This is a genomic window from Bradyrhizobium nitroreducens, from assembly GCF_002776695.1.
GTDB classification, from domain to species: domain Bacteria; phylum Pseudomonadota; class Alphaproteobacteria; order Rhizobiales; family Xanthobacteraceae; genus Bradyrhizobium; species Bradyrhizobium nitroreducens.
This window is the reverse complement of sequence record NZ_LFJC01000003.1, coordinates 3,503,696-3,524,992: the sequence shown is the minus strand read 5'-3', so window position 1 is coordinate 3,524,992 and position 21,297 is coordinate 3,503,696. Positions and strand designations below refer to the sequence as shown.

16 protein-coding genes and 5 pseudogenes are annotated in these 21,297 nt (G+C 62.0%); 3 read left to right on the top strand and 18 right to left on the bottom strand.

The features are described from left to right. Positions 1-194: 194 nt before the first annotated feature. The 7 genes and pseudogenes from TSA1_RS17185 to TSA1_RS17155 all read right to left on the bottom strand — a co-directional run bounded on the left by TSA1_RS17185 (position 195) and on the right by TSA1_RS17155 (position 5,217). Positions 195-416 carry a hypothetical protein gene (locus TSA1_RS17185; protein ID WP_142253213.1) on the bottom strand — a complete coding sequence of 74 codons (222 nt, stop codon included), beginning with the start codon at positions 414-416 and terminating at the stop codon, positions 195-197. A 99-nt stretch (positions 417-515) separates the two neighbouring features. Further along, positions 516-2,123, bottom strand: a pseudogene (gene tnpC / locus TSA1_RS17180) (IS66 family transposase). 148 nt (positions 2,124-2,271) lie between these two features. After that, positions 2,272-2,577 carry an IS66 family insertion sequence element accessory protein TnpB gene (tnpB, locus tag TSA1_RS17175; RefSeq protein WP_100177389.1) on the bottom strand — a complete coding sequence of 102 codons (306 nt, stop codon included), beginning with the start codon at positions 2,575-2,577 and terminating at the stop codon, positions 2,272-2,274. Positions 2,578-2,661: 84 nt separating this feature from the next. After that, positions 2,662-2,904 (bottom strand): annotated as a pseudogene (locus TSA1_RS41155) (transposase); the annotation flags it as partial. Positions 2,905-3,375: 471 nt separating this feature from the next. After that, a pseudogene (locus TSA1_RS41245) lies at positions 3,376-3,597 on the bottom strand (DUF968 domain-containing protein); the annotation flags it as partial. 84 nt (positions 3,598-3,681) lie between these two features. Beyond that, positions 3,682-4,419, bottom strand: coding sequence for an ERF family protein (locus tag TSA1_RS41240; RefSeq protein WP_245448317.1), 738 nt, complete (start codon positions 4,417-4,419; stop codon positions 3,682-3,684). Beyond that, positions 4,353-5,217, bottom strand: a pseudogene (locus TSA1_RS17155) (YqaJ viral recombinase family protein). The gene TSA1_RS41240 and the pseudogene TSA1_RS17155 overlap by 67 nt, the downstream one beginning before the upstream one ends. A 399-nt stretch (positions 5,218-5,616) precedes the next feature. Here TSA1_RS17155 and TSA1_RS17150 point away from each other — a divergent pair. Further along, entirely contained in the window at positions 5,617-6,183 is a 567-nt protein-coding gene (locus tag TSA1_RS17150; protein WP_347338550.1) for a D-glycero-alpha-D-manno-heptose-1,7-bisphosphate 7-phosphatase, read from the top strand. A 309-nt stretch (positions 6,184-6,492) separates the two neighbouring features. Here the strand turns inward: TSA1_RS17150 and TSA1_RS17140 are convergent, their stop codons facing one another. Further along, entirely contained in the window at positions 6,493-6,837 is a 345-nt protein-coding gene (locus TSA1_RS17140) for a LexA family protein (protein WP_245448626.1), read from the bottom strand. Here TSA1_RS17140 and TSA1_RS17135 point away from each other — a divergent pair. Then, the gene (locus TSA1_RS17135; protein ID WP_100177385.1) at positions 6,830-7,990 is read left to right on the top strand and encodes an IS630 family transposase; all 1,161 of its coding nucleotides are present in this window, start codon (positions 6,830-6,832) and stop codon (positions 7,988-7,990) included. The two genes, TSA1_RS17140 and TSA1_RS17135, sit on opposite strands and share 8 nt — an antisense overlap. 26 nt (positions 7,991-8,016) lie before the next feature. Here TSA1_RS17135 and TSA1_RS17130 read toward each other — a convergent pair whose 3' ends face one another. From TSA1_RS17130 to TSA1_RS17115, 4 genes and pseudogenes are all read right to left on the bottom strand, one after another. After that, positions 8,017-8,985 (bottom strand): right-handed parallel beta-helix repeat-containing protein, encoded by a 969-nt coding sequence (locus TSA1_RS17130; protein WP_100181178.1) that lies wholly within the window; start codon positions 8,983-8,985, stop codon positions 8,017-8,019. Positions 8,986-9,240: 255 nt separating this feature from the next. Continuing rightward, positions 9,241-9,468 (bottom strand): annotated as a pseudogene (locus tag TSA1_RS41050) (YdcF family protein); the annotation flags it as partial. Between the two features lie 956 nt (positions 9,469-10,424). Beyond that, complete coding sequence (locus tag TSA1_RS17120) at positions 10,425-10,631, bottom strand: hypothetical protein (protein WP_100177384.1); 207 nt, start codon at positions 10,629-10,631, stop codon at positions 10,425-10,427. Between the two features lie 896 nt (positions 10,632-11,527). After that, positions 11,528-12,751 (bottom strand): phenylacetate--CoA ligase family protein, encoded by a 1,224-nt coding sequence (locus TSA1_RS17115; protein WP_100177383.1) that lies wholly within the window; start codon positions 12,749-12,751, stop codon positions 11,528-11,530. Positions 12,752-12,837: 86 nt separating this feature from the next. Between TSA1_RS17115 and TSA1_RS17110 the strand changes: the two genes are divergently transcribed. Next, complete coding sequence (locus TSA1_RS17110) at positions 12,838-13,989, top strand: AGE family epimerase/isomerase (RefSeq protein ID WP_174718936.1); 1,152 nt, start codon at positions 12,838-12,840, stop codon at positions 13,987-13,989. A 3-nt stretch (positions 13,990-13,992) separates the two neighbouring features. Here the strand turns inward: TSA1_RS17110 and TSA1_RS17105 are convergent, their stop codons facing one another. The 6 genes from TSA1_RS17105 to TSA1_RS17080 form a co-directional block, all read right to left on the bottom strand. After that, positions 13,993-14,832, bottom strand: coding sequence for an ABC transporter ATP-binding protein (locus TSA1_RS17105; RefSeq protein ID WP_100181177.1), 840 nt, complete (start codon positions 14,830-14,832; stop codon positions 13,993-13,995). A gap of 163 nt (positions 14,833-14,995) precedes the next feature. Further along, positions 14,996-16,279 (bottom strand): ABC transporter substrate-binding protein, encoded by a 1,284-nt coding sequence (locus TSA1_RS17100; protein ID WP_100177381.1) that lies wholly within the window; start codon positions 16,277-16,279, stop codon positions 14,996-14,998. Positions 16,280-16,327: 48 nt separating this feature from the next. Continuing rightward, a complete protein-coding gene (locus TSA1_RS17095) occupies positions 16,328-17,401 on the bottom strand; it encodes a branched-chain amino acid ABC transporter permease (protein ID WP_100177380.1) in 1,074 nt (357 codons plus the stop codon). 3 nt (positions 17,402-17,404) lie between these two features. Beyond that, positions 17,405-18,298: a branched-chain amino acid ABC transporter permease gene (locus TSA1_RS17090; RefSeq protein WP_018317428.1), complete on the bottom strand. Its 894-nt coding sequence runs from the start codon at positions 18,296-18,298 to the stop codon at positions 17,405-17,407. Positions 18,299-18,416: 118 nt separating this feature from the next. After that, entirely contained in the window at positions 18,417-20,348 is a 1,932-nt protein-coding gene (locus tag TSA1_RS17085; protein ID WP_100181176.1) for a long-chain fatty acid--CoA ligase, read from the bottom strand. After that, a complete protein-coding gene (locus tag TSA1_RS17080) occupies positions 20,345-21,166 on the bottom strand; it encodes an ABC transporter ATP-binding protein (protein ID WP_100181175.1) in 822 nt (273 codons plus the stop codon). Before TSA1_RS17080 ends, TSA1_RS17085 begins: the two co-directional genes overlap by 4 nt. Positions 21,167-21,297: the final 131 nt, after the last annotated feature.

The window sequence follows — 21,297 nt, the reverse complement described above, 5'->3', positions numbered from 1 at the left end:
CGCAAAACGGGATGAGCTCATCAAGCAGCACGGCTTCAGATATTATCCGCGCCACGAGTGAACGGCGGCAAGCGTAAGAACAAGAGTAAGCATCCGGTGCGGGCCACAGGCAGGTTAGCCCTTACCTGGCGAGGAAATCAGAAAAGGCAGAAGCGCTAAGAATAAGGTGAGGATCGGCATGCCATAAAACACGGTCAGGCCGGCACACGCCGATTAGAATAGCGCTCGATCAGGATCGCATGAACAATACGGTTAGTTTCCTGCCAGCCGCTTCCGCTGTTTCGGACGTCGTTCAGAGCAGCTCTCCGAATACTAGCAATGAAAGCGACATAGACAGCCATCAGAACGAGATACACGTAGAACCCGTACTCACCGATCAGCTTGACTATTTCCTGAAGCGCCGCATGGATACTCATGGCCGATTGCCCCTCTAGAGACATTTCGCGAATAGCTCTCTAGCAATGTTGGCAACATGATACGATAGTTGTCACGCAGCAGCGTCACCAGCTCGCAGATCACGCCGCCTGTGCAGCAATCGCTGATCCCGGCGTCCAATTCCAGGGCAGAAGCTCGTCGAGCCGATGAGCTGGGTGGGCAGCGATGCAGGCAAGGATATCCGTGAGCCAAGCCTGCGGATCGACGTCGTTCATCTTGGCCGTAACGATCAAGCTGTACATGGAAGCTGCGCGCCGTCCGCCACGATCAGAGCCGCAGAACAACCAGGATTTTCGTCCGGGAGCTATACCTCTTAATCCTCGCTCGGCGGCATTGTTCGAGAGACAGACGCGGCCGTCCTCCAGGAAGAGGGTGAAGCTCGCCCAGCGCTTCAGGACGTAGTTGAACGCCTTGGCCAGGTTGTGCCCACGGGAGAGCTTGGCGAGCCGCTCCCGCATGTAGACCTGAAAGTCCTCAACCAGAGGCCGGGTCGGCCTCTGTCGAACCCGAACGCGTTCCTCGGCACTCCTGCCATTGATAGAGCGTTCGATCTCGAACAGCGCATCGATCCGCCGCACGACCTCGACCGCGATGGGCGAGAGCGGGATCTCCTTCTTGCCGGTGGCCTTGAGACGGGCATTCTCTTCGATATCGGCCATGGCGAAGAACGGGCGCCGCGCATGGACCCAACACGCCGCTTCCCGGATCGGTCCAGGCTGGCGTCCCGCCAGATAGAGCTGGTTGTACCCGTCATAGGCGTCGGCCTGCAGGATGCCTGCATATCGGGCCAGATGCCCCTGGGGATGCTCGCCCTTGCGGTCGCGGGAGTAATAGAACATCGCCGCTGGCGGCGCCGTGCCTCCAAAGGGCCGGTCGTCCCGGACGTAGATCCAGCATCGTGCCGTATCGGTCTTGCCCTTAGCGAGCACCGGCACGGTCGCATCATCGGCATGAAGGCGCTCGGCCGCCATGACATGGGCTTCGACCAGGCGCAGAAGGGGATCCAGCGACGCACAGACCGATCCCACGGCGTCCGCCATGGTCGACAGCGCGATCGGCACGCCTTCCAGCGCGTAGCGCTCGGCCTGCCGGTTCAACGGCTGATGCTAGCCGAGCTTCTCGAACATGATTATGGCCAAGAGGTTCGGGCCGGCCCATCCCCGTGCGACGGCATGGAATGACGCCGGCGCCTGGCTGATCTTCTCGCAGTCACGGCAGGAGAACCTCTCGCGCACCGTCTCGATCACCTTCCACTGGCGCGGCACCACTTCCAGTGTCCGGGTGACGTCCTCGCCGAGCTTGCGCAGACGATTGCTACCACAGCATTCACAAGCCGTCGGCGGCTCGATCACCACCCGTTCCCGTGGGAGGTGCTCGGGGAGGGTCTGACGCTCGGCGCGCTTGCGCGTAAATCCGCGCGCCGTCGTCGCCTTGGCCACGGCGCGCTCTGCCGCCAGCTCGTCTTCAGTGGCGTCACTTACCAGCTCTTCGAACGTCAGCACCAACTGCTCGACCAGGCGTGACGAACGCTCCGACCGCTGGCCGTAGATTTGATGCTTCAGCTTGGCGATCTGCAGCTTCTGCTGGGCGATCAGCGCGTCGTCTTCAGACGCCTTCGCGTGGGCGACTGCAAGCTCAGCCGCGATCTCCAAACCCTTCGCGCGCTCGGCTGCCAGCGCCGCTCTCAAGGCGGCATGTTATCCGGGGCATCGCATCAGCATTCCCGCGACGCAATGAATCACAAATTGGAGGCGCTGGGACTCCCCAAAATGTAAGATCTGCGGGACTTTATGCTCAGCATGCGCTCTGTGGTCGCCAGCTCAGTTGCGGATTGCGCTAGTCGATCGCCTCCAGCATGTAAGCCATCTGCGCTGCAGAGATCGATACGGCGCCGCCGGACGCTGAAGGCCAGATGAACTTGCCTCGGTCCAGGCGCTTGGCATAGAGCGATATGCCCAACCCATCATGCCAAAGAATCTTGAGCAGATCGCCGCTGCGGCCCCGGAAGATATAGAGATCGCCGGCATGGGGATCGCGCTTCAGGCTCTCCTGAACCGTAAGAGCCAGGCTTCGCATGCCGCGGCGCATATCGGTGTGGCCGGTCGCGATCCAGACCCTGACGCCGCTGGGAATCGGAATCATCGTCGTCGCAAGAGCTCGAGAACCTGCTGCAGCGCCTCAACATCCACGTCGCGGTCAACGCGAACACGACAGCCGCCCCCGAGCTCAATCTCGATGATTCCAGCCCTTGCACGCTGCGCGGGCGGTGAAGACGCCAGTTGTGGTGCGCCGCTCGAGATCGGAACCGCTACAGGTGATCTCGACGGGAACAAGATCAGGTGTGGCATCTCGGCCCAGTCGCCCCTGGCGCGCTTGTCGACGCCAGGTGAACAGCAGGCTATGAGCCGCCCCGTGCCGGCGTGCCACGCCGCAGACCGTCTCGCCGGGCTGCAAGGTCTCTTCGACAAAGCGGACCTTCTCGTCGTAACTTCATCGCCGCCGACGCTCGGCGCCCAACACATTGACCTGCATTCCGACCTGACCTTAAAGCTAGACTTAAGGTCAAATCCTCAGGCCCCCTCGCAAACTACACAAGGCGGCCTCGGTCGGAGGGATACGGATCTGCGATGTCGATCGCGAGCAGCCACTCGACCGCAGATTGGGGGTCGAGGTCTCGGAAGATTGCGGCCTGAAGCGCCTGATAGTGGTCGATGTTCTCTCCAGGAAGAAGTTGGGGCGGAGGACATAGCGCCTCGAATTGAGGCGGCAAGACGCTTGCCGGATGCGGTTTGCGCAGATCTACCGGACCATTCATTGACCTTGCGCCTCCAATGGCGGACGCGGCGGTAGAGCGACCGGTGTGCCTTTCGTCAGATGGACGGGGCTGGCATCCCAAAGCTCTTTCGCGACCGGAAGGGGCGCAATTTGCAGGTTAGTCCATCAAGCCCTTTCATTTCCGTGTCGGTGCAGGGATTGGTGATGAGATCGGCAGAGCGGGACCGTGAACTCGTCGCTGACCTTGCGTCCCAATGTTCGTGGCTGGGCGAACTTAAGGTGATGCGCATCGGCGGGGGTCTTCTGGCAGACCAGACAACCTTGGCTGCGGATGAAGGCGAGGTGATCCTTACTCCGTCGCCGAGGCGGCTCCTTCGGGAAGGCGAGGCCGGCCTCCTCTTGCCGAGCGGGCCAGCAGCCACTTCGATGTTACTGGACGCCGTCGCAAGGCCTTCATCGGGAGGAACGAATCTAAAGGGCGCAGGCTGCTGATCCGCGGAATGGATGTCGGGCAGAGGGGTATCCCGGATCCGCCTTTGATACGCGGCTTCGAGAGCGCGGGCATCCGCCTCCAGGAGAGTGTTCTTGAGAGGGGGCTGATCCTGGCCCAGGCGAGCAGTCCTCGTCGTCCTCCTGGGCGGATAGCTGGCCCAGGAGCCGGTCCAGGAGTTCTGCGGACCGTTCGGGCGGCAATACCGCGGGTCGGTTCAGAACGCTGCCAGGCGGCCTCCTTTTTGGTCCTGACGCGGCCTGCGGCTCGGGGGCAGCGGGAGGCTCCGTGACGACGTCAGCCGCGTCCAAATCGTCCTCCCCGGCGATTCCGACCAAGGCAAACAGGGCATACCGGCGGGCATAGGTCAGCGCGGAGCCCATCCGGTGCGGCGCTTCGACCTCCTTGGAGGCGCAGACCGGAAGATCGGAGGAGATCCATTCCCCGGAGGCATGGGCGAGCAGGGTGGTGAGATGGATCTGCCCCGTGACCTGCTCGATCCGGGTGGTCTGGATGGTGGCGATCTCCTGCTGGCTTAGCACCTTGCGAACGATGTCGAGGCCGGAGGCTAGGAATGAGTAGCGGAAGGTACGATCATCCTCTCGGGGGAAGGGCGACCTGATTACGGCAGTCAGGGTCTTCTCGGGATTTGTTAGCTCAGCTTGGGCCCGGGCCAGGGCGGCGGCGATAGTCCCGATGCGCTCATTGGATTGATGCATGGGATCCCCCCGTCAGCCTCAAAACTGACTGCACCAGACTTGGAGCGTTTGGCCTTAAGGTCGGGGCCCGTCACCTCCTTGGCATCCTCCGGCATGAGTGCCTTCAGGTCGGCTTTGGCTGCCTCATGTTGTCCGTGCGCCTCTCGGGTTCGAAGGTATGTGGCCGCAAACTCCGCCCATTGGTTTGACGTGGACATGTCGATGACCTTGACGGCCTCCAGCCTCGGACGGGGCGTCTCGATGTTGAATAGGATGGGCGGCTCGCCGTTCTGCACGCAGCACCAAAACTTCTTCTCAGCCGTCAGCAGAAGGTGCTGATACAGCGGGTCGGCATGGAGCTTGATCTCGACCCATTTGCCGCCGCCGGTGATGATGGAGAGAACGGCGCTGCGGGATGCGGTGACCCACATGTTGTGCTGCAGCTGAGCCATGTGCTTTTCGGCCGCAGCTTCTTCGCTGAAGGCCCAAGGCAGCATGAACTTGGCTTCGAAGACGGCGCCGGTCTGCTCGACGGTCCCGTCCAGCGTTGCCGCCATACATTTGTGGACGGGATGGCGAACGCGCTTCTGGATGTCCTTGACGGTGTGCCCGTTCGCGCGTTGATACCAAGCGCGGTTCAAGACCTCGGTCACGGTCCCGAGCCGAACGATCAGATTGTCCGAGAGATCCTGCGGCTCCGTTTCGCCGCGCTTTTCGCGCCAGAGGCGGATTAGATTCTCTTGGTTATCCCCCATTGATGATCCGGGCGTCCGAGCCGCCGATGAAACGCCGTCTGTCGTTCGGGTTGAACCGGACGATTTGATGGTGTGGCTCGTGTTGGCCGTCACTCTGAACGCTACGCACTGATATCTCCCACTTCAAGAACAGCGGCGCTCTTCGCCGCACTGCCTGAAGCCCCGCGTCCGCGAGGTGAGATACCGGCGCCGCCATCGCGCTCTGGCCGACGCAGTAACGCTCCAATTGCAGAGGAATGCCAGTCCTATCTGCAGCAACATTCTTTCTTGTTATCGCGTCTGGAATGGCTTTTGTTCTCGTCCTTTAGGCAAGGGCGGCGCTGAGATCGGCCAGCATCAAATCGACAAAACAAAGCCAATCTACGTCCAAGGGCCGCAGGGAAGATCCTATCCACTCGCGCGACGTGTTGAAATGAAACAGCGATTGTCGGATGATTGTTAGAATCCTTTCCCGCGCGGGGTAATGAGTTCGATGCGTCCGGCAGTTTTTTTTGATCGCGATGGCGTCCTCAACGAGGACGATGGCTATGCTTTTGATCCGGACAAGATCCGGTGGGTACAAGGAGCCCAACAGGCTGTGAAGGCGGTCAATGACGCTGGGTATTTTGCGTTTGTCGTGACGAACCAGTCGGGAATCGCGAGGGGATTTTACGAAGAGCGACATGTTCGCAATTTGCACGAATGGATGTCGCGTGAGCTTGCTAGAGTTGGTGCCCATATCGATGCGTTCGAATTTTGCCCCCATCATCCCGATGGCCTGATTGAACGCTATCGTGTCCTCTGCAACTGCCGTAAGCCGCAGCCGGGGATGATCAGAGCTCTGCTTGAGCGATATGCCGTAAATGTCGATGCTAGCTTTATGATCGGCGATAAGCAGAGCGACCTTGATGCGGCGCAAGCTTCCGGAATAGCGGCCTATCTTTTTGATGGACCAAACCTCCATACGTTCATTGCGCCGTTGTTGGCGGATCGGTCCTGTCCTCCGGACCAACCGCGGCCGCATTGCGGAGGCGCGAGAACGAAAGGGTGAGGCAGGGATCTTCGCGATCGAGGGATCGCTCGATTGCTAGTGGGGAAATCGAGAGGCAAATTGGCGTCAAAGCGACAAATCGAAGCCAATCGCGCAAACGCAGCGAAGAGTACGGGCCCGCGAACAAGCGCTGGGAGAGCAGTATCGAGCCGGAATGCTTATCGGCATGGCTTGTCGCGTTGGGACGAGACCGCTGGTTCTGGCTTCGATGAAATCCTCACGGCGGAGTTCAAATGCGCGAATATGGAAGTGGCGCTTCGAGATCTGGCTCAAGCTAGGGGTCGCCAAGATCGTCTGCGAGCTGTTAGACTAGTACCTCGACGCAGAGGTTTTGACTGGTTGATCTGGGTCCTGCAAGATCGGTAGCTGCTCGGGGGCGACGAGGACTTCGATGCTGCGTGGGCCACCGGGTGTTCTGCGGATGAACCCGGCGCGCTCGAGCGTGAGGATCATCTGGTGCACGGTCGGCGGCGTGACGCCGAAATAGCGCTGGATGTCGCGCTCGGCCGGCGGGCGCCGGTTGACGCGGGTGTAGGCGTCGATGAACGCCAGATACTGGCCCTGCTTAGGGGTGAAGCCGGGCGGGGTCTTGCCAGACATTTGATTCATCGGTCGATTCAGCTGGGCCTCCAGAACGGAGGCTGTGATGAACATACGTTATCATGTCGATCTAAGCTGCGCGGAGCGCACGGAGCTCGAGCTTCTGCTGAGTGGAGGTAGCCAGGCGGTGCGCAAGCTCAAGCGGGCGCAGATCCTGCTCGCGGCGGATGCCGGACTCAGCGACGACGACATTGCCACCAGCGTAGGCGTCGGCCATTCGACGGTCTACCGGACCCGGCGGCGTTTCGTCGAAGGCAATCTGGCTGCCGCCCTGAGTGAGGAGCCGCGTGCCGGGGCGGAACGCAAGCTCACCGACAAGGAGGAGGCCCTGCTTGTGGCCACCGCCTGTTCGAGCCCTCCGGCCGGTCGCGCGCGTTGGACGCTTGAGCTTCTGGCTGATGAGATGATCAGATTGACGTCTCACGAGAGCCTGTCGCGTGAGACGGTGCGGCGGCGCTTGGCCGAGAACGATCTCAAGCCATGGCGCAGGAGCATGTGGTGCATTCCAAAAGTCGACGCGGAATATGTCGCGCGCATGGAGGACGTGCTCGATCTATACGCCGCGCCGCCCGATCCGCGGCAACCGGTGGTCTGCTTCGACGAGAGCCCGGTCCAGCTTATCGGCGAGGTCCGGCCACCGATCCCGGCAAAGCCTGGACGGATCGAGCGCTACGATTACGAGTATCGGCGCAACGGCACCGCCAATCTGTTCGTGGTCATCGACGTGAACCGACCGTGGCGCAAGGTAAAGGCCACCGCGCACAGGGCCGCCACCGACTTCGCCGAGTGCATGCGCGAACTGGTCGACGTGCATTATCCCAAAGCCAATCGCATTCGCGTCGTGCTCGATAATCTGTCCACTCATACGGCCGGCGCACTCTATCAGGCGTTCCCGGCCGATCAGGCTCGTCGGCTGCTACGACGCCTGGAGTTCCATCACACTCCGAAACATGCCAGCTGGCTCAACATGGTCGAGATCGAGATCGGAGTCCTCGTCCGACAGTGTCTCGACCGCCGCATCGACAGCTATGCCCGTCTTGTCAGAGAGACCGTCGCTTGGGAAAAACGTCGCAACGCCGAGCGCGCCCAGATCAACTGGATGTTCACAACCCAGAAGGCGCGCGCCAAATTGGGCCGCGCCTACCCCAAAATACCCGCCGAAGCGGTGCAAAAACAAAGAGTCAAAACCTCTGTGTCGAGGTACTAGTCGTACCACCGAGCGAACAATATGCATCACTGCGGCGACAACGTTCCGGACGGGACGCCATCACTTCCGATGTTAAACAAGATTGCGTTGGTCTTATAAGATGACAACGACGCGCCATTCAAAAAGCTGATGCCGGTAGCGTTCCCTGAGACAACACTGCTATTCACCAATACTGCAGAAGGAGGGCCATCGGACAGGATACCCGTGCCGGCATTGTTAACGAAGCTGGTGTGATCAACCATGATTCGACTGATCGAAGCTCCTTGTGCCGCGATAGCCCACAGTCCATTGCCGCTGTTTGCACTTGCCATGGTGTCACGGATAGTCATGTAAATTGCGCCGGTACCACCAGTACCATCTACTTTGACGCCGAAGCCATTTGTCTGAAGCTGAACGCGGTTTAGCGAAGCTTTTATTGTGTTGGCACCCGCGTTTTGCGCCCCGACGAGCACTCCGCCCCCAGTCGAGCCAAGTCCGTTGCCAGAAATCACCGTATCAGACACCGAGAGTCGAGAGCTGCTGTTTGGTACGAACTGGATGCCAGTTCCAGCCCCGCTGAAATTCTTGATTACACAATTTTGGACATTGAGACCGACCCCGGCCAGAAAACGAATTCCATTGAGGCCGGTGCCGGCGCCGTCGATGACGAGACCGCGCAGGTTGACAAGATCGTTTGGCCCAGCGTTGACGATGACGCCGTTCGTGCCGGATGCCAGGATGCCTGCCTCACCCGCGCCGTCATTCGTGATGCTGATCGATTTAGTAATGGTGACTGTACCAAAGCCGCCAGGATCAAGGACACTGATTTCGCCCCCGGCGGCCGTCTTAGAGATCGCTCCGGCGAATGTCTTACAAGGAGCTGTGCGGCTGCACGGGTTAACGTCGTCGCCTACTCCCGACACCCAAGTTCGCGTTGCTTGGGCCTGCGCCGGATGGCTGGATAGAAATCCTAAGCTGATAGTGGATACAAAAACGAGCAGGGAGAAATGCCTCATGGTTGACTTCTCCAAAATGAACACCTCAGCAACTATAAGATGTATTCGCGTGCGCTCTAAAGGTTCAAAATTTCTTTCGAGGATACCTGTGTCAGGCGCGAAGGGGCGCCGAACAAGATCCCGCCGAGGGGCTACGGCCCATTGGGGGGGTGGCAGAAGTTCTTCTATTTTTCCGCTGGCCCAATAGGCCGCAAGGCCAACCCATTCCCGCGTTGCGATATGCACGAGCAAAAGCGACGGGCCGAAGTTACCCAGGTCGAGCCAAGAACCGCGCCCCGCTGTCAGCCACCCTGTAGGCGCTGGCTCCACCGGAAAGCCGACCTTGCGAGATAGTCCCACAGCCCGGGGCATGTGGTAAGCGGAGGTAACCAGTACTCAGCGGTCCCCGAGATGGGGAGCAGCTAGCGCCTTCGAGAAGGCCGCGTTCTCAGCTGTGTTACGCGATTTGCCTTCGACCTGAACCCGGTCGTTCGGTACGCCCAAGTCGCTGAGGATCTTCCCAGCGTAGTCAGCCTCTCGCAGATTGCTCGGCCAGAGTTCGGGGCTCCCGCTGGACTAGATGATGTGGGCGCTTGGATAGCGGCGAGCAAGCATTGCGCCCGTGATGAGCCGATCAATCCCGATGTCCGAAACCGGGAGGCCTCGGAAGGCCGAAATCTCCGATTCTGTCGTTCCTCCCAGAATAACAATGCCAGTTGGGGGATCGATCGTCGGAATCCAAGGCGGGAAGCGATCTTCAAGAGGTTGAAGCAAGAGGCTTCCCACCGGCGTGAACCCGCACGCAGCTAGGGTCAGCAGGGATGTAATGACTAGCTTCCGGCCAGCTGAAGCTAAGCGTGTCAGAAGCACAGAGAGCCAAGCACGCCGATGGCGGCTAAGAAATTTGGCAAGATGCCAATGACACCGAGAGTCTTGGATAGTAAGAACACAGGCAAATCCGAGGGTTAGTTTTGATCCTTCTGGATCGCCTTTTCGTACTCTCTGACTTGATCGATATTGAGTTTAAGCACCAGTCCACAGCATATCGCGAACGCGATCCATCCGATCGCAATAAGTTTCACTGCAACCTCCATTTTCCGACCTCAGCATCACTGAAAGGCTGGGCCAATTTAATCTAACCTCGTGGCGAGGCAGCTGCGCCACAGAGAACGTAGAACTTCGCGGGGCGAAGGGGGCCATGTAAGCTATCCTTCGTATAAGCCATCGAGAAGCCCAAGCTTGAACGTCTCCCCGCCGAACAGGGAGTAATTTGTCGGCCACGGATTGCTGTAGCTTCCTTGCAACAGTTTCTGAAGATGAGTTTTTAACTCTCAAGCCTTTGAAGGGCTTGTGCGGAGTCAAACTCCCGACATGTGCGTAGCGCCTCAAGGCGTAAGCGAGCGCTTCTCAATGCGTTGCGACGGGCTCTGGCCTACGAGAGTTCGGTGAGCACTGGGGGGTCAAACTACCCCGCCGAAGTCGATGCCTTCCTTGGCGAGCTGTTCAGCTTCCTCGGCGGAGGCGACAGGTTTCGTATCAAGGTAGGGATGTTCAGAAGACGGCAAGATGGTGCGGATGTTCTGGCCATCCGCCCGCGTGATGCGGGCAACCCAACCTCTTTGGCCGTGCTCAACTCGCTCGATATGGTACTGCTTGTACGCAATCATGACTCTCAAACGCAACTGACGCTGAAGCGGATCTTATCCTCTACCTATATTAGCCGGCGCCGCCGCACAATGGTAGTAAAGTCCAGTTAACGTCCGCTGGCCGAACGGATTGGTCAGCATGGTCATTGAAAAACCCGCCGGCTTGGGGCCGGCGGGAGTTAACTGAGATTGCGTCCGTGCTAGTGGACGTGTGTAGACGTTAGCATGGGAACTCGCCGGCGTTAACGGGGGCTCTTGCCCGTTTTTTAGCTCGTTTATGCACAGGTTGCGGCAGAAGACGGCGCTGCTCGGTCACTGCAAGCCCATGGCTGAGGTGTCGAGCGTCAGAAGCCGGGCGCGGCAACTTCCGCCCTGTCCTTCACCCTGGGCGAGATTGCCGCTCTGCAAATTGCCGGTAGAGGTCAGGTCGGGCCGGCTCGAGGCTGGTTAACACTCTCAGTGCGTGCGAGGCGCGTATCGAAGCTGCGAAGCAGGAAATCGCAAGAAGGTTAACCGGATGGCAGCTATCCAACCGTCAGGGAGGCACGCCTCGCGCTCGATGCTCCAGTACGGTGCATGAGTCGGCTTTTCGCCAGGGATCCAGCGAGCAGCCCTAACCGAAAGACAGGTCTTTCCATTGACGCGGAGGCAATTGCTCCAGCCGCCCGGACTGATGCGTCCACCTGTAGCTTTGATCGCGGTCGCAGCCTGCTCGACGAGATTCGACCTTAGCTCGGACCAGACAGGACGCGAGTCGAGAAATTCGTAATTCCGCTTCGGGGTGTAACCGAGCAACCGATATAGATTTCGAAGGTTTTCGAAGTGGGTTTGGCAGGTCGCAGAGCAGGGCAGCCCCGGCGTTCGATCGACAATAGCGGGCGTCAAGTGCCCTTCTTTAATATGAGCCAGGGGCAGTGCTATCGCTCGTCCGCGATCACCTTGCCGTCATTCGGCAGCGCGCCGGGGCTGACCAGCTCAACATTGCCGCCGAGCTTCGTCACGGCGCGCAACGTGCCGGCGATCTCTTCGCGCAGCGCCTCACTCGCAGCGACCGTTTCCGCCTTCAGCGTCATCGCATCGCTCTCGCCATGACGGGTGACGACGAGGCGCAGTCTTCCGAGCGCTGCATGGCGCTTGCCGATCTCGGCAATCTGCTCGGGGCGGATGAACATGCCCTTGACCTTGGTGGTCTGGTCGGCGCGGCCCATCCAGCCCTTGATGCGCATATTGGTGCGCCCGCAGGGGCTTGTGCCCGGCAGCACTGCTGTGAGGTCGCCGAGCGCGAGCCGGATCCAGGGATGGTGCGGATCGAGCGAGGTCACCACGATCTCGCCGACATCGCCCGGCGCGACGGGATCACCGGTGCCGGGCTTGACGATCTCCATGATCAGATCCTCGTTCACGACCATGCCGTCGCGTGCTTCGGTCTCGAAGGCGATGAGGCCGAGATCGGCGGTGCCGAAGGCCTGGTAGGCATCGATGCCCCGCGCCTTGATCTCGGCCTGGAGCGAGGGCGGGAAGGCCGCGCCCGAGACCAGCGCGCGCTTGATCGAGGAAACGTCGCGGCCCGAGCTCGCCGCGGCATCGAGCAATATCTTCAGGAAGTCCGGCGTGCCACTATAGCCGACCGGGCGGTAGGCCTCGATCAACTCGAACTGCTGCTCGGTATTGCCGGGCCCTGCCGGGATCACGGCACAGCCGAGCGCACGTGCTGAAGCATCGAAGATGAAGCCGCCGGGGGTGAGATGGTAGCTGAAGGTATTGAGGACGATATCATTGGGGCGGAACCCGGCCGCGAACAGCGCCCGTGCACCGCGCCAGGGGTCGGCCTGCCGCCCCTCCGGCTCGAAGATCGGGCCGGGGGAGGTGAAGAGGCGGGCGAACGACCCGGGGGCCGCCGCCACGAAGCCTCCGAAGGGCGCAGAGGCCTTGTGCAGGGCGGGCAGTTCCGACTTGCGCAGCACCGGCAGGCCCGCCAGCGCCGCTCTGGAGGTCACGGCGGCGGGATCGAAACCTCTCAGCCGCTCGGCATAGGCCGGGGCGGCCATCGCGGCTCGCAATACCTCCGGCAGGCGGGAGATCAGATCGGCCTCGCGCGCTGCCGGTTCACGCGTCTCGCGAGCGTCGTAATGGGCGGTCATGGCTGTTGTTTCCGTGTTGGCATCCGTTGCGCACAGCGACCGGCATGGGTATCAGACCGCCATTGGCAAGGCCTGGAGAGGACCCGATGGCGGACGTAGGAAGCATTGCGGCGGATGAGGCTGCGGATGTCGTCGCGCGTCTGAAACGCCGCATGATCGACGAGGCGCTCCCGCTGTGGTCGACCGTCGGCTGGGATCAGGCCAAAGGCGGCTTTATCGACCGGCTGCACCGCGACGGTACTGCAGATATCGCTGCGCCGCGGCGCGTGTTCGTGCAGGCCCGGCAGATCTATTGCTATGCCAAGGCTGCGCAGATGGGCTGGTATCCTGAGGGACGCGCCATCGCGCTGAAGGGGTTGGAACATCTGCTGGCCAAAGCCAAAGCGCCCGACGGCCGGCCCGGCTATGTGCACCGGCTGACGCCGGAGGGCACGGTGCTGGACGGCCGGCGCGATGCCTACGACCACGCCTTCATCCTGTTTGCCCTCGCGGCCGTTTACGCGCTCGACCAGGACGCGCAGGTTCGTGCCGAGATCGACGCGCTGCTGGCTTTCCTCGACGACCATCTGCGCTCGCCGCATGGCGGCGTGCACGAAGGCCTGCCGGTTTCGCTGCCGCGCCGGCAGAACCCGCACATGCATCTGTTCGAGGCGATGATCGCGTGTTTCGACGCGACCCACGATCTGTCGTTCCAGAACCGTGCCGGCGAGTTTTTCGCGCTGTTCCTCGCTAACCTCTACGACAAGCGGAAGTGCGTGCTCAGCGAGTATTTCGAGGAGGACTGGTCGAAGATCGAGCCGGTCAGCGTCGAACCGGGCCACCAGGCGGAATGGGTCTGGCTCTTGAAAGGTTTCGAACGCATCACGGGCTGCCCGACCGGACAGCGGCGCGGTGAGCTGCTGGCGACCGCGCTGCGCTATCGCGACGAGGCCACGGGCTGCCTGATCGACGAGGGAGACGACAGCGGCAACATCCGCCGTCACACGCGCCGGCTGTGGCCGCAGACCGAAATCGCGAAGGCGTGGATCGCGCAGGCCGAATCCGGCGAAGCGGGCGCGGCCGATGAGGCGCGCGCAGCGTTGGTGCGGCTCGAACGGCATTATCTCAACCATCCCGTGAGGGGCGGCTGGTACGACCAGTTCGATCGCGACGGCAAATCGCTGGTCGACACCATTCCTGCGTCGTCGTTCTATCATGTTCTCTGCGCAGTCACCGAAGCGGAACAGGTGCTGAGTTGACTCTCACAACCACCGTTTGCGTCGCTTGAAGCTCTTGAGGTTCTTGAAGCTCTTGCGCTGATCGCCGGCGCCGCCGAGGTAGAATTCCTTGACGTCCTCGTTGTCGCGTAGCTCGTCGGCAGTGCCGTCGAGCACGACCTTGCCCTGCTCCATGATGTAGCCGTGGCTCGCCACCGACAGTGCGGCGCGCGCGTTCTGCTCGACCAGGAGGATGGTGACGCCGAGGTCGCGGTTGATCTTCTGGATGATGGAGAACACCTCTTTCACCAGCAGCGGCGACAGGCCCATCGACGGCTCGTCCATCAGGATCATCTTCGGGCGCGCCATCAGAGCTCGGCCGATCGCGAGCATCTGCTGCTCGCCGCCGGAGAGATAGCCGGCAAGGCCGGTGCGCTCCTTGAGGCGCGGGAAATAATTGAAGACCATGTCGAGATCGGAATCGACCTCCCGGTCCCTGCGGGTGAAGGCTCCGAGCTTCAAATTCTCCAGCGACGTCATGTCGGCGACGATCCGCCGGCCCTCCATCACCTGGAAGATGCCGCGGCGCACGATCTTGTCGGGGTCGATGCCGTTGATCCGCTCGCCCTGGAACAGGATCTCGCCGCGCGTGACCTCGCCGTCCTCGGTCTTGAGCAGCCCTGAGATCGCCTTCAGCGTCGTCGACTTGCCAGCGCCGTTGGCGCCCAGCAGCGCCACGATCGCGCCCTTGGGCACGTCGAGGCTGAGCCCGCGCAGCACCAGGATGACGTCGTCATAGACCACCTCGATGTTGCGCACGCTGAGGAGGGCGGCGGGGGCCACGGCGGTGGGAGTAGTGCGGGCTGCTTCGATGGTTTGGGTCATGCTTCGTAACTCTCCGCTGTCGTCGCCCGGCTTGACCGGGCGACCCAACATTCCAAAGACGCAGGAGGTTCATTGAGACGCCGCGGCGTACTGGATCCCCCGCTCCGGTGCGCAATGCGCACAAGGCGGGGGATGACACTTGTGTGTGTGGTGAGAGCTAAGCTCACCAGCCCAGCAGCTCAGCCTTGCGCGGCAGCTCGACGGTCTTGACCTTTTCGAGCTTGATCGTGCCCTTGGCCATGAGATCGTTGAGGTCGCCGTCGGTCGCGCCCGAGATCTTGGTGCGATAGAGATCGACCTTCAGCGTGCCGCGATGGTCCTTGTCGGTCCAGGTCGAGGGGTTGCAGACGCCTTCCATTCCGGCCGGCACCCAATCCTTCTTCTGGTAGAAACCCTTCGCGACGTTCTCACCGGTGGCGCCGCCGTTCTTGGCGGCCCAGTCGATCGCTTCCTTCATGTACAGCGCCGAGCAGACGGCTGCGACGTAGTGCACGGGACGATAGACCTTGCCGCTGGCGTCGGACATCTTGGAGATCTCCATCACCGTCTTCATGCCGGGCGCATCGCCGCCCCAGCTCACCGCGGTGCGCAAGGGGAAGATCACGCCGTTGGCGGCGTCGCCCGCCGTCTTGGCGGCGTTCTCGTCCATGCCCCAGACGTTGCCCATGAACTGGATCTCGACGCCGGCGGTCTTGCAGGCCTTCATCACCGAGATGTTGGATGCGGCGGTGTTGCCGAGATAGGCGTAGTTGGCGCCCGACGATTTCAGGCTCAGGCACTGCGCGCTGTAGTCACCCGGCGCGAGCGCGAACACCAGCGGCGGCAGCACTTCGAAGCCGAGCTCCTGCGCCATCGCTTCGCCGGCGGCCTTCGGCGCGTTCGGGTAGGGATGGTTGGCGCCCATGTGCACGAATTTCGGCTTGCCGGACTTGCCCTTGGCCTTCCAGTCCTCGGCGGCCCACATCAACATCGCGCGCAGCGAGTCCGAATAGCTCGGGCCGTAGAAGAAATTGTAGGGCGCGGGCTTGGCCTTGCCGCTGACGCCTTCGGGATCGGTGAGGGCGGCGGCATAGGAGCCGGACATGTCGGGAATTTTGTCCTGGGCGAGGAAGCCGGTCAGTGCCTCGGTGTCGGCGGTGCCCCAGCCCATGATCGCGGCGACCTTGCTGTCCGGCGCCGACCACTTCTTGTACAGCGCGATCGCGCGCGGCACCTGGTAGCCGTAGTCGTTGGTGTCGACGTTGAGCTGCTTGCCGCCGACGCCGCCGTTCTTGTTGACCCAGGCGAAGGTGTCGGCGACGGCCTGGCCATAGGGGGTGCCGACGTCGGAGGTGCCGCCGGAATAGTCGGCGAGATGGCCGATCGCGATCTGCGCCTGCGCGCCGGCCGAAAACGCGGCGATCGCGATCGCGAGCGATGCGCTGCTCAAAAGGGACTTCATCGTCATGGGTCGGGTCCTCCTGTTTATTGTTTAAGTGAAGTTGGTTGCCCGCGCTCAATGCGAGAACGGGTAGAGTTTCCAGTACGCCTTGATCTGCCGCCAGCGATGCGCGAGCCCGTCAGGCTCGAACATCAGGAACGCGATGATGATCACTCCGATCGCGATCTCGCGCAGGAAGGTGATGTTGGTGTTGAGCGACAGCGCCTTGTCGATTGCGCCTCCCTTCAGGTACAGGCTGATGAATTCCATGGACTCCGGCAGCAGCACCACGAAGGCGGTGCCCATCAGCGTGCCCATCACCGAGCCGGTGCCGCCGATGATGATCATGGCCAAGAACAGGATCGAGCGTTCGATGCCGAAACCCTCCTGCGACACCACGAGCTGATAGTGCGCGTAGAGCGCGCCGGCGATGCCGGCGAAGAAGGCGGCGAGGCCGAACGACAGCGTGCGGTATTTCGTCAGGTTGATGCCCATGATCTCGGCGGAGAGATAATGATCGCGGATCGCCACCAGCGCGCGGCCGTCGCGCGTGCGTATCAGATTGGTGACGAGAATGTAGCTCAAGAGCACGTAAGCCAGCACGACGTAGAAATACTGCCGGTCGCCCCGCAGCGTGTATCCGAAGATCGAGAACGGATTCGCGCTCGCCGGCACCGAGCCGCCCGTGAACCACTCCGCGCGGGAGAAGAAATCGAGCAGGATGTATTGCGCGGCCAGCGTCGCGATGACGAGATAGAGCCCTTTCAGCCGCGCCGCCGGGATGCCGAAGATCAGGCCGACAAGCGCGGTGACCACACCGGCAAGCGGGATCGCGAAGAACACCGGGATCGGCGCGTTGTTGGAGATGTAGGCGGAGGTGAAGGCTCCGAGCAGGAAGAAGGCGGCATGCCCGATCGAGATCTGGCCGGTGAAGCCGACCAGGATGTTGAGGCCGAGCGCCGCGATCGAGAAGATGCCGATCTGGATCAGGATGCTGAGCCAGTATCCGCTGAAGAATTGCGGCGCGAGGCACAGTAGCGCAACGCCGAGAATCGCGAAGTTGCGGCTCGTGGTCGTCGGGAAGATCGTGGTGTCGGCCGCGTAGGAGATGCGGAAATCACCAGCAGGAATCAGGGCAGGGCCGGCCATGGGTCAGATCCGTTCGATGTCGTGGGTGCCGAACAGCCCGTAAGGCTTGATCATCAGCACGATGATGAGGACGTAGAACGGCGCGATCTCGTAGAGGTTGCCCCAGTGCAGGTACTCGCTGTCGACATATTGCGCGACGTTCTCGAGCAGGCCGATGATGATGCCGCCGAGCACGGCGCCGCCGACGGAGTCGAGACCGCCGAGGATCGCCGCCGGAAATACCTTGATGCCGTAGGCGGCAAGGCCCGAGGACACGCCGTTCACGACGGCGACGACGACACCTGCGACCGCCGACACGGTGGCCGAGATCGCCCAGGCCATCGCGAACACGCTTTTCACGGAAATGCCGAGCGACTGTGCGACCTGCTGGTTGAACGCGGTGGCGCGCATCGCAAGGCCGTATTTGGACGCGCGGAAGAACCAGGCCATGCCGATCATCATGGCGACCGAGACCACGAGGCTCATGACATACACGGTCTGGATCTGGAGGCCGAGCAGGCTGACCGACTGGCTCTCGAACACGCGCGGGAACGGCTGCGGGTTGACGCCGAACATCCATTTCAGTGTCGCCTGCAGCACGGTGGAGAGGCCGATCGTCACCATGATCACCGAGATGATGGGCTCGCCGATCATCGGTCTGAGGATCAGCACCTGCACTGCGATGCCGAACACGAACATGAACACGAGCGTCATCGGCATGCCGATCCAGAACGGCACCTGGTATTTTGCCAGCAGCGCCCAGCACACCCAGGCGCCGACCAGCAGCAACTCGCCTTGCGCGAAATTGACGACCTGCGTCGCCTTGTAGATCAGCACGAACGACATCGCGACCACGCCATAGAGCGTGCCGACCACGAGGCCGTTGACCAGGAGCTGGATGAGGAAGGCGGTGTTCATGTCGATTGACCCAACTCGTCATTGTCGGGCTTGATCCGGCAATCCATCGATGCGGAAAAAAGCGTGTTCGGAAGTGGATGGATGCGCGGATCAAGCCCGCGCATGACGACCTTTTGTATCACTCCGCAGCCTCCGCCATGTGTCCATGCACACCCAGATCCACCACGCGCAGCGTCGTCCGGACGCGTTGCGTGGTGCCGTCCTGAAAACGGATCACGGTGTCGACGGGGATGTCGGCATCGCCGCGGTAGATGGCGTCGATGATGCCGGCGTATTTCTCGTTGATGACGCTGCGGCGCACCTTTCTCGTGCGGGTGAGTTCGCCGTCGTCGGCGTCGAGCTCCTTGTAGAGCAAGAGGAAGCGCGAGATGCGCTGCGCCGGCGGCAGCGTGGCGTTGACGGTCTCGACCTCCTTCTGCAGCAACTTGTAGACCTCGGGCCGCGAGGCCAGGTCGCTGTAGGTGGTGAAGGAGAGGCGGTTCTTCTCCGCCCATTTCGAGATGATGGAGTAGCGGATGCAGATCATCGCCGCGAGCGCGTCGCGGCCGGCGCCCAGCACCACGGCTTCGGCGATATAGGGCGAGAATTTCAGCTTGTTCTCGATGAATTGCGGCGAGAAGCGCTCGCCGCGCGAGGTCTCGGCGAGGTCCTTGATGCGATCGATGACGACGAGCTGCTGGTTGGCGTTGAAATAGCCGGCATCGCCCGACAGCATCCAGCCGTCCTTGATGTCTGCGACGCTCGCTTCCGGGTTCTTGTAGTAGCCCAGGAACATGTTGGGATGCCGCACCACGATCTCGCCGACGCCGTGAACGTCGGCATTGTCGATGCGGATCTCGATGCTGTCGGCCATCGGCACGCCGGTGGTGTCTGGATCGACCTTGCCCTCGGGATGCAGCGTGTAGGCACCGAGCAGTTCCGTCTGGCCGTACAGCGTGCGCAGCGGCACGCCCATGGCCTGGAAGAACTTGAAGGTTTCGGGGCCGAGCGCCGCGCCGCCGGTGGCGGCCGAGCGCAGGCGGGTGAAACCGAGCCGGTCGCGCAGCGCGCGGAACAGGATCGCGTCGGCAAGGCCCGAGCGCTTGCCGTGCGCGAGTGCGGCCAGACCCGACTTCATGCCGACATCGAACATGCGCTGCTTCAAGGGCGTGGCGTCCATGACCCTGGCGCGGACGTCGGCGGCGATGGATTCCCAGACCCGTGGGGCAAAGAGCACGAATGTCGGCGCGATCTCGCGCAGATCGTTCATCATCGTGTCGGGCTCTTCGACGAAGTTGATCTTCATCCGGCACAAGAGACCTTTGCCGAGCACGTAGACCTGTTCCATGATCCACGGCAGCGGCAGCACCGAGACGTATTCGTCGTCCGGTCCCTTGGGGTCGAAGGCAAGATAGGTCGCGCAATGGCCGAGCACGCGGCCGGCGGCGAGCATCGCGAGCTTGGGATGAGAGGTGGTGCCCGACGTGGTGCAGAGGATCGCGACGTCCTCGCCCTTGGTGGCATCGACCAGCCTGTCGTAGAGCTCCGGCTCCCGAGTGGCCCGCGCGCGGCCGAGCTCGGCGAATTTTTCCGCCGACATCAGTCTGGGATCGTCGTATTTCCGCATCCCGCGCGGATCCGAATAGATGATGTGCCGCAGCTTCGGCGCGCGCTCGGCCAGCGCCAGCAGCTTGTCGACCTGCTCCTCGTCCTCGGCGAAGACCAACTGCGCCTCGCCATAATTGAGGAGATAGGAGGCCTCCTCGTCGAGCACGTCGCGGTAAAGTCCGAGGCTGAGGCCGCCGATGGCGTGCGTCGCCACTTCCGCCGCGACCCAGTCCGGCCGGTTGTCGCCGATGATGCCGATGACGTCGCCGCGGCCAAGGCCCATCTCGACGAGACCGAGCGCGAAGTCTCGCACGCGCGTCTGGTAATCGTTCCAGGTGAACACGCGCCAGAGCCCGAGGTCCTTTTCGCGCAAGGCGATCTCGTTGCCGTGCTCCTTCGCGTTGAGCCGGAGCAGCTTGGGATAGGTGTCGGCCTGGGCGACGCGCCCTGCATAATCCATCATGCCGCGCACTCCGGGGCGGCGGGCTTGTCGTCGGGATCGACCAGCACCTCGTCCTCCTCGCCGAGATAGGCGCGCCGGACGTGGGGATCGGCGAGGACCGCGGCTGGATCGCCTTCGGCGATCTTCTTGCCGAAATCCAGCACCATGACGCGGTGGGAGATGTCCATCACCACGCCCATGTCGTGTTCGATCATCACCACCGTCATCCCGAATTCCTCGTTGAGATCGACGATGTAGCGGGCCATGTCCTCCTTCTCCTCGAAGTTCATGCCGGCCATCGGCTCGTCGAGGAGGATGAGGCGCGGCTCCAGCGCCATGGCGCGCGCGAGCTCCACGCGCTTGCGCAGGCCGTAGGAGAGGGTACCGGCGGTGGCCTTTCGCACCGACTGGAGGTCGAGGAAGTCGATGATCTCCTCGACCTTGCGGCGGTGCTCGAGCTCCTCCTTGCGCGCGCCGGTGAGCCAGTACAGCGAGCCGGTGAGGAAGTTGTTCTTCAAGAGGTGATGGCGCCCGACCATGATGTTGTCGAGCACGCTCATGTGGTGGAACAGCGCGAGATTCTGGAAGGTGCGGCCGATGCCGAGCGAGGCCCGAGCATTGGGCGTCAGGCCGGTGATGTCGCTACCCTGGTAGAACAGCTGGCCTTCGGTCGGCTTGTAGCGACCGGAAATACAGTTCACGATCGAGGTCTTGCCGGCGCCGTTGGGACCGATGATCGAGAACAGCTCGCCCTCCCTGATGGCGAAGCCGACGTCGGTCAGCGCTCGGACGCCGCCGAATCGCAAGGACACGCCGCGCACTTCAAGACTGGTAGCCACCAAACGAATCCCTCCCGGTGATGGCGCCTTTTAGCGGCGCTCTTCGTCCGTTCCTGCCCGGCGATCCTAGTACGGCGGTGCCGGTGAGGCCATGCAGCAGATGGTCTCGACCGGAGCCGCGCCGCTCTCGT

What these genes read in the sequence shown, in the direction of transcription:
- TSA1_RS17185 (WP_142253213.1), bottom strand. Translation starts at nt 416, where the DNA reads ATGAGTATCCATGCGGCGCTTCAGGAAATAGTCAAGCTGATCGGTGAG.
- tnpB (WP_100177389.1), bottom strand. Translation starts at nt 2,577, where the DNA reads ATGATTCCGATTCCCAGCGGCGTCAGGGTCTGGATCGCGACCGGCCAC.
- TSA1_RS41240 (WP_245448317.1), bottom strand. Translation starts at nt 4,419, where the DNA reads ATGCATCAATCCAATGAGCGCATCGGGACTATCGCCGCCGCCCTGGCC.
- TSA1_RS17150 (WP_347338550.1), top strand. Translation starts at nt 5,617, where the DNA reads ATGAGTTCGATGCGTCCGGCAGTTTTTTTTGATCGCGATGGCGTCCTC.
- TSA1_RS17135 (WP_100177385.1), top strand. Translation starts at nt 6,830, where the DNA reads ATGAACATACGTTATCATGTCGATCTAAGCTGCGCGGAGCGCACGGAG.
- TSA1_RS17140 (WP_245448626.1), bottom strand. Translation starts at nt 6,837, where the DNA reads ATGTTCATCACAGCCTCCGTTCTGGAGGCCCAGCTGAATCGACCGATG.
- TSA1_RS17130 (WP_100181178.1), bottom strand. Translation starts at nt 8,985, where the DNA reads ATGAGGCATTTCTCCCTGCTCGTTTTTGTATCCACTATCAGCTTAGGA.
- TSA1_RS17120 (WP_100177384.1), bottom strand. Translation starts at nt 10,631, where the DNA reads ATGATTGCGTACAAGCAGTACCATATCGAGCGAGTTGAGCACGGCCAA.
- TSA1_RS17115 (WP_100177383.1), bottom strand. Translation starts at nt 12,751, where the DNA reads ATGACCGCCCATTACGACGCTCGCGAGACGCGTGAACCGGCAGCGCGC.
- TSA1_RS17110 (WP_174718936.1), top strand. Translation starts at nt 12,838, where the DNA reads ATGGCGGACGTAGGAAGCATTGCGGCGGATGAGGCTGCGGATGTCGTC.
- TSA1_RS17105 (WP_100181177.1), bottom strand. Translation starts at nt 14,832, where the DNA reads ATGACCCAAACCATCGAAGCAGCCCGCACTACTCCCACCGCCGTGGCC.
- TSA1_RS17100 (WP_100177381.1), bottom strand. Translation starts at nt 16,279, where the DNA reads ATGACGATGAAGTCCCTTTTGAGCAGCGCATCGCTCGCGATCGCGATC.
- TSA1_RS17095 (WP_100177380.1), bottom strand. Translation starts at nt 17,401, where the DNA reads ATGGCCGGCCCTGCCCTGATTCCTGCTGGTGATTTCCGCATCTCCTAC.
- TSA1_RS17090 (WP_018317428.1), bottom strand. Translation starts at nt 18,298, where the DNA reads ATGAACACCGCCTTCCTCATCCAGCTCCTGGTCAACGGCCTCGTGGTC.
- TSA1_RS17085 (WP_100181176.1), bottom strand. Translation starts at nt 20,348, where the DNA reads ATGATGGATTATGCAGGGCGCGTCGCCCAGGCCGACACCTATCCCAAG.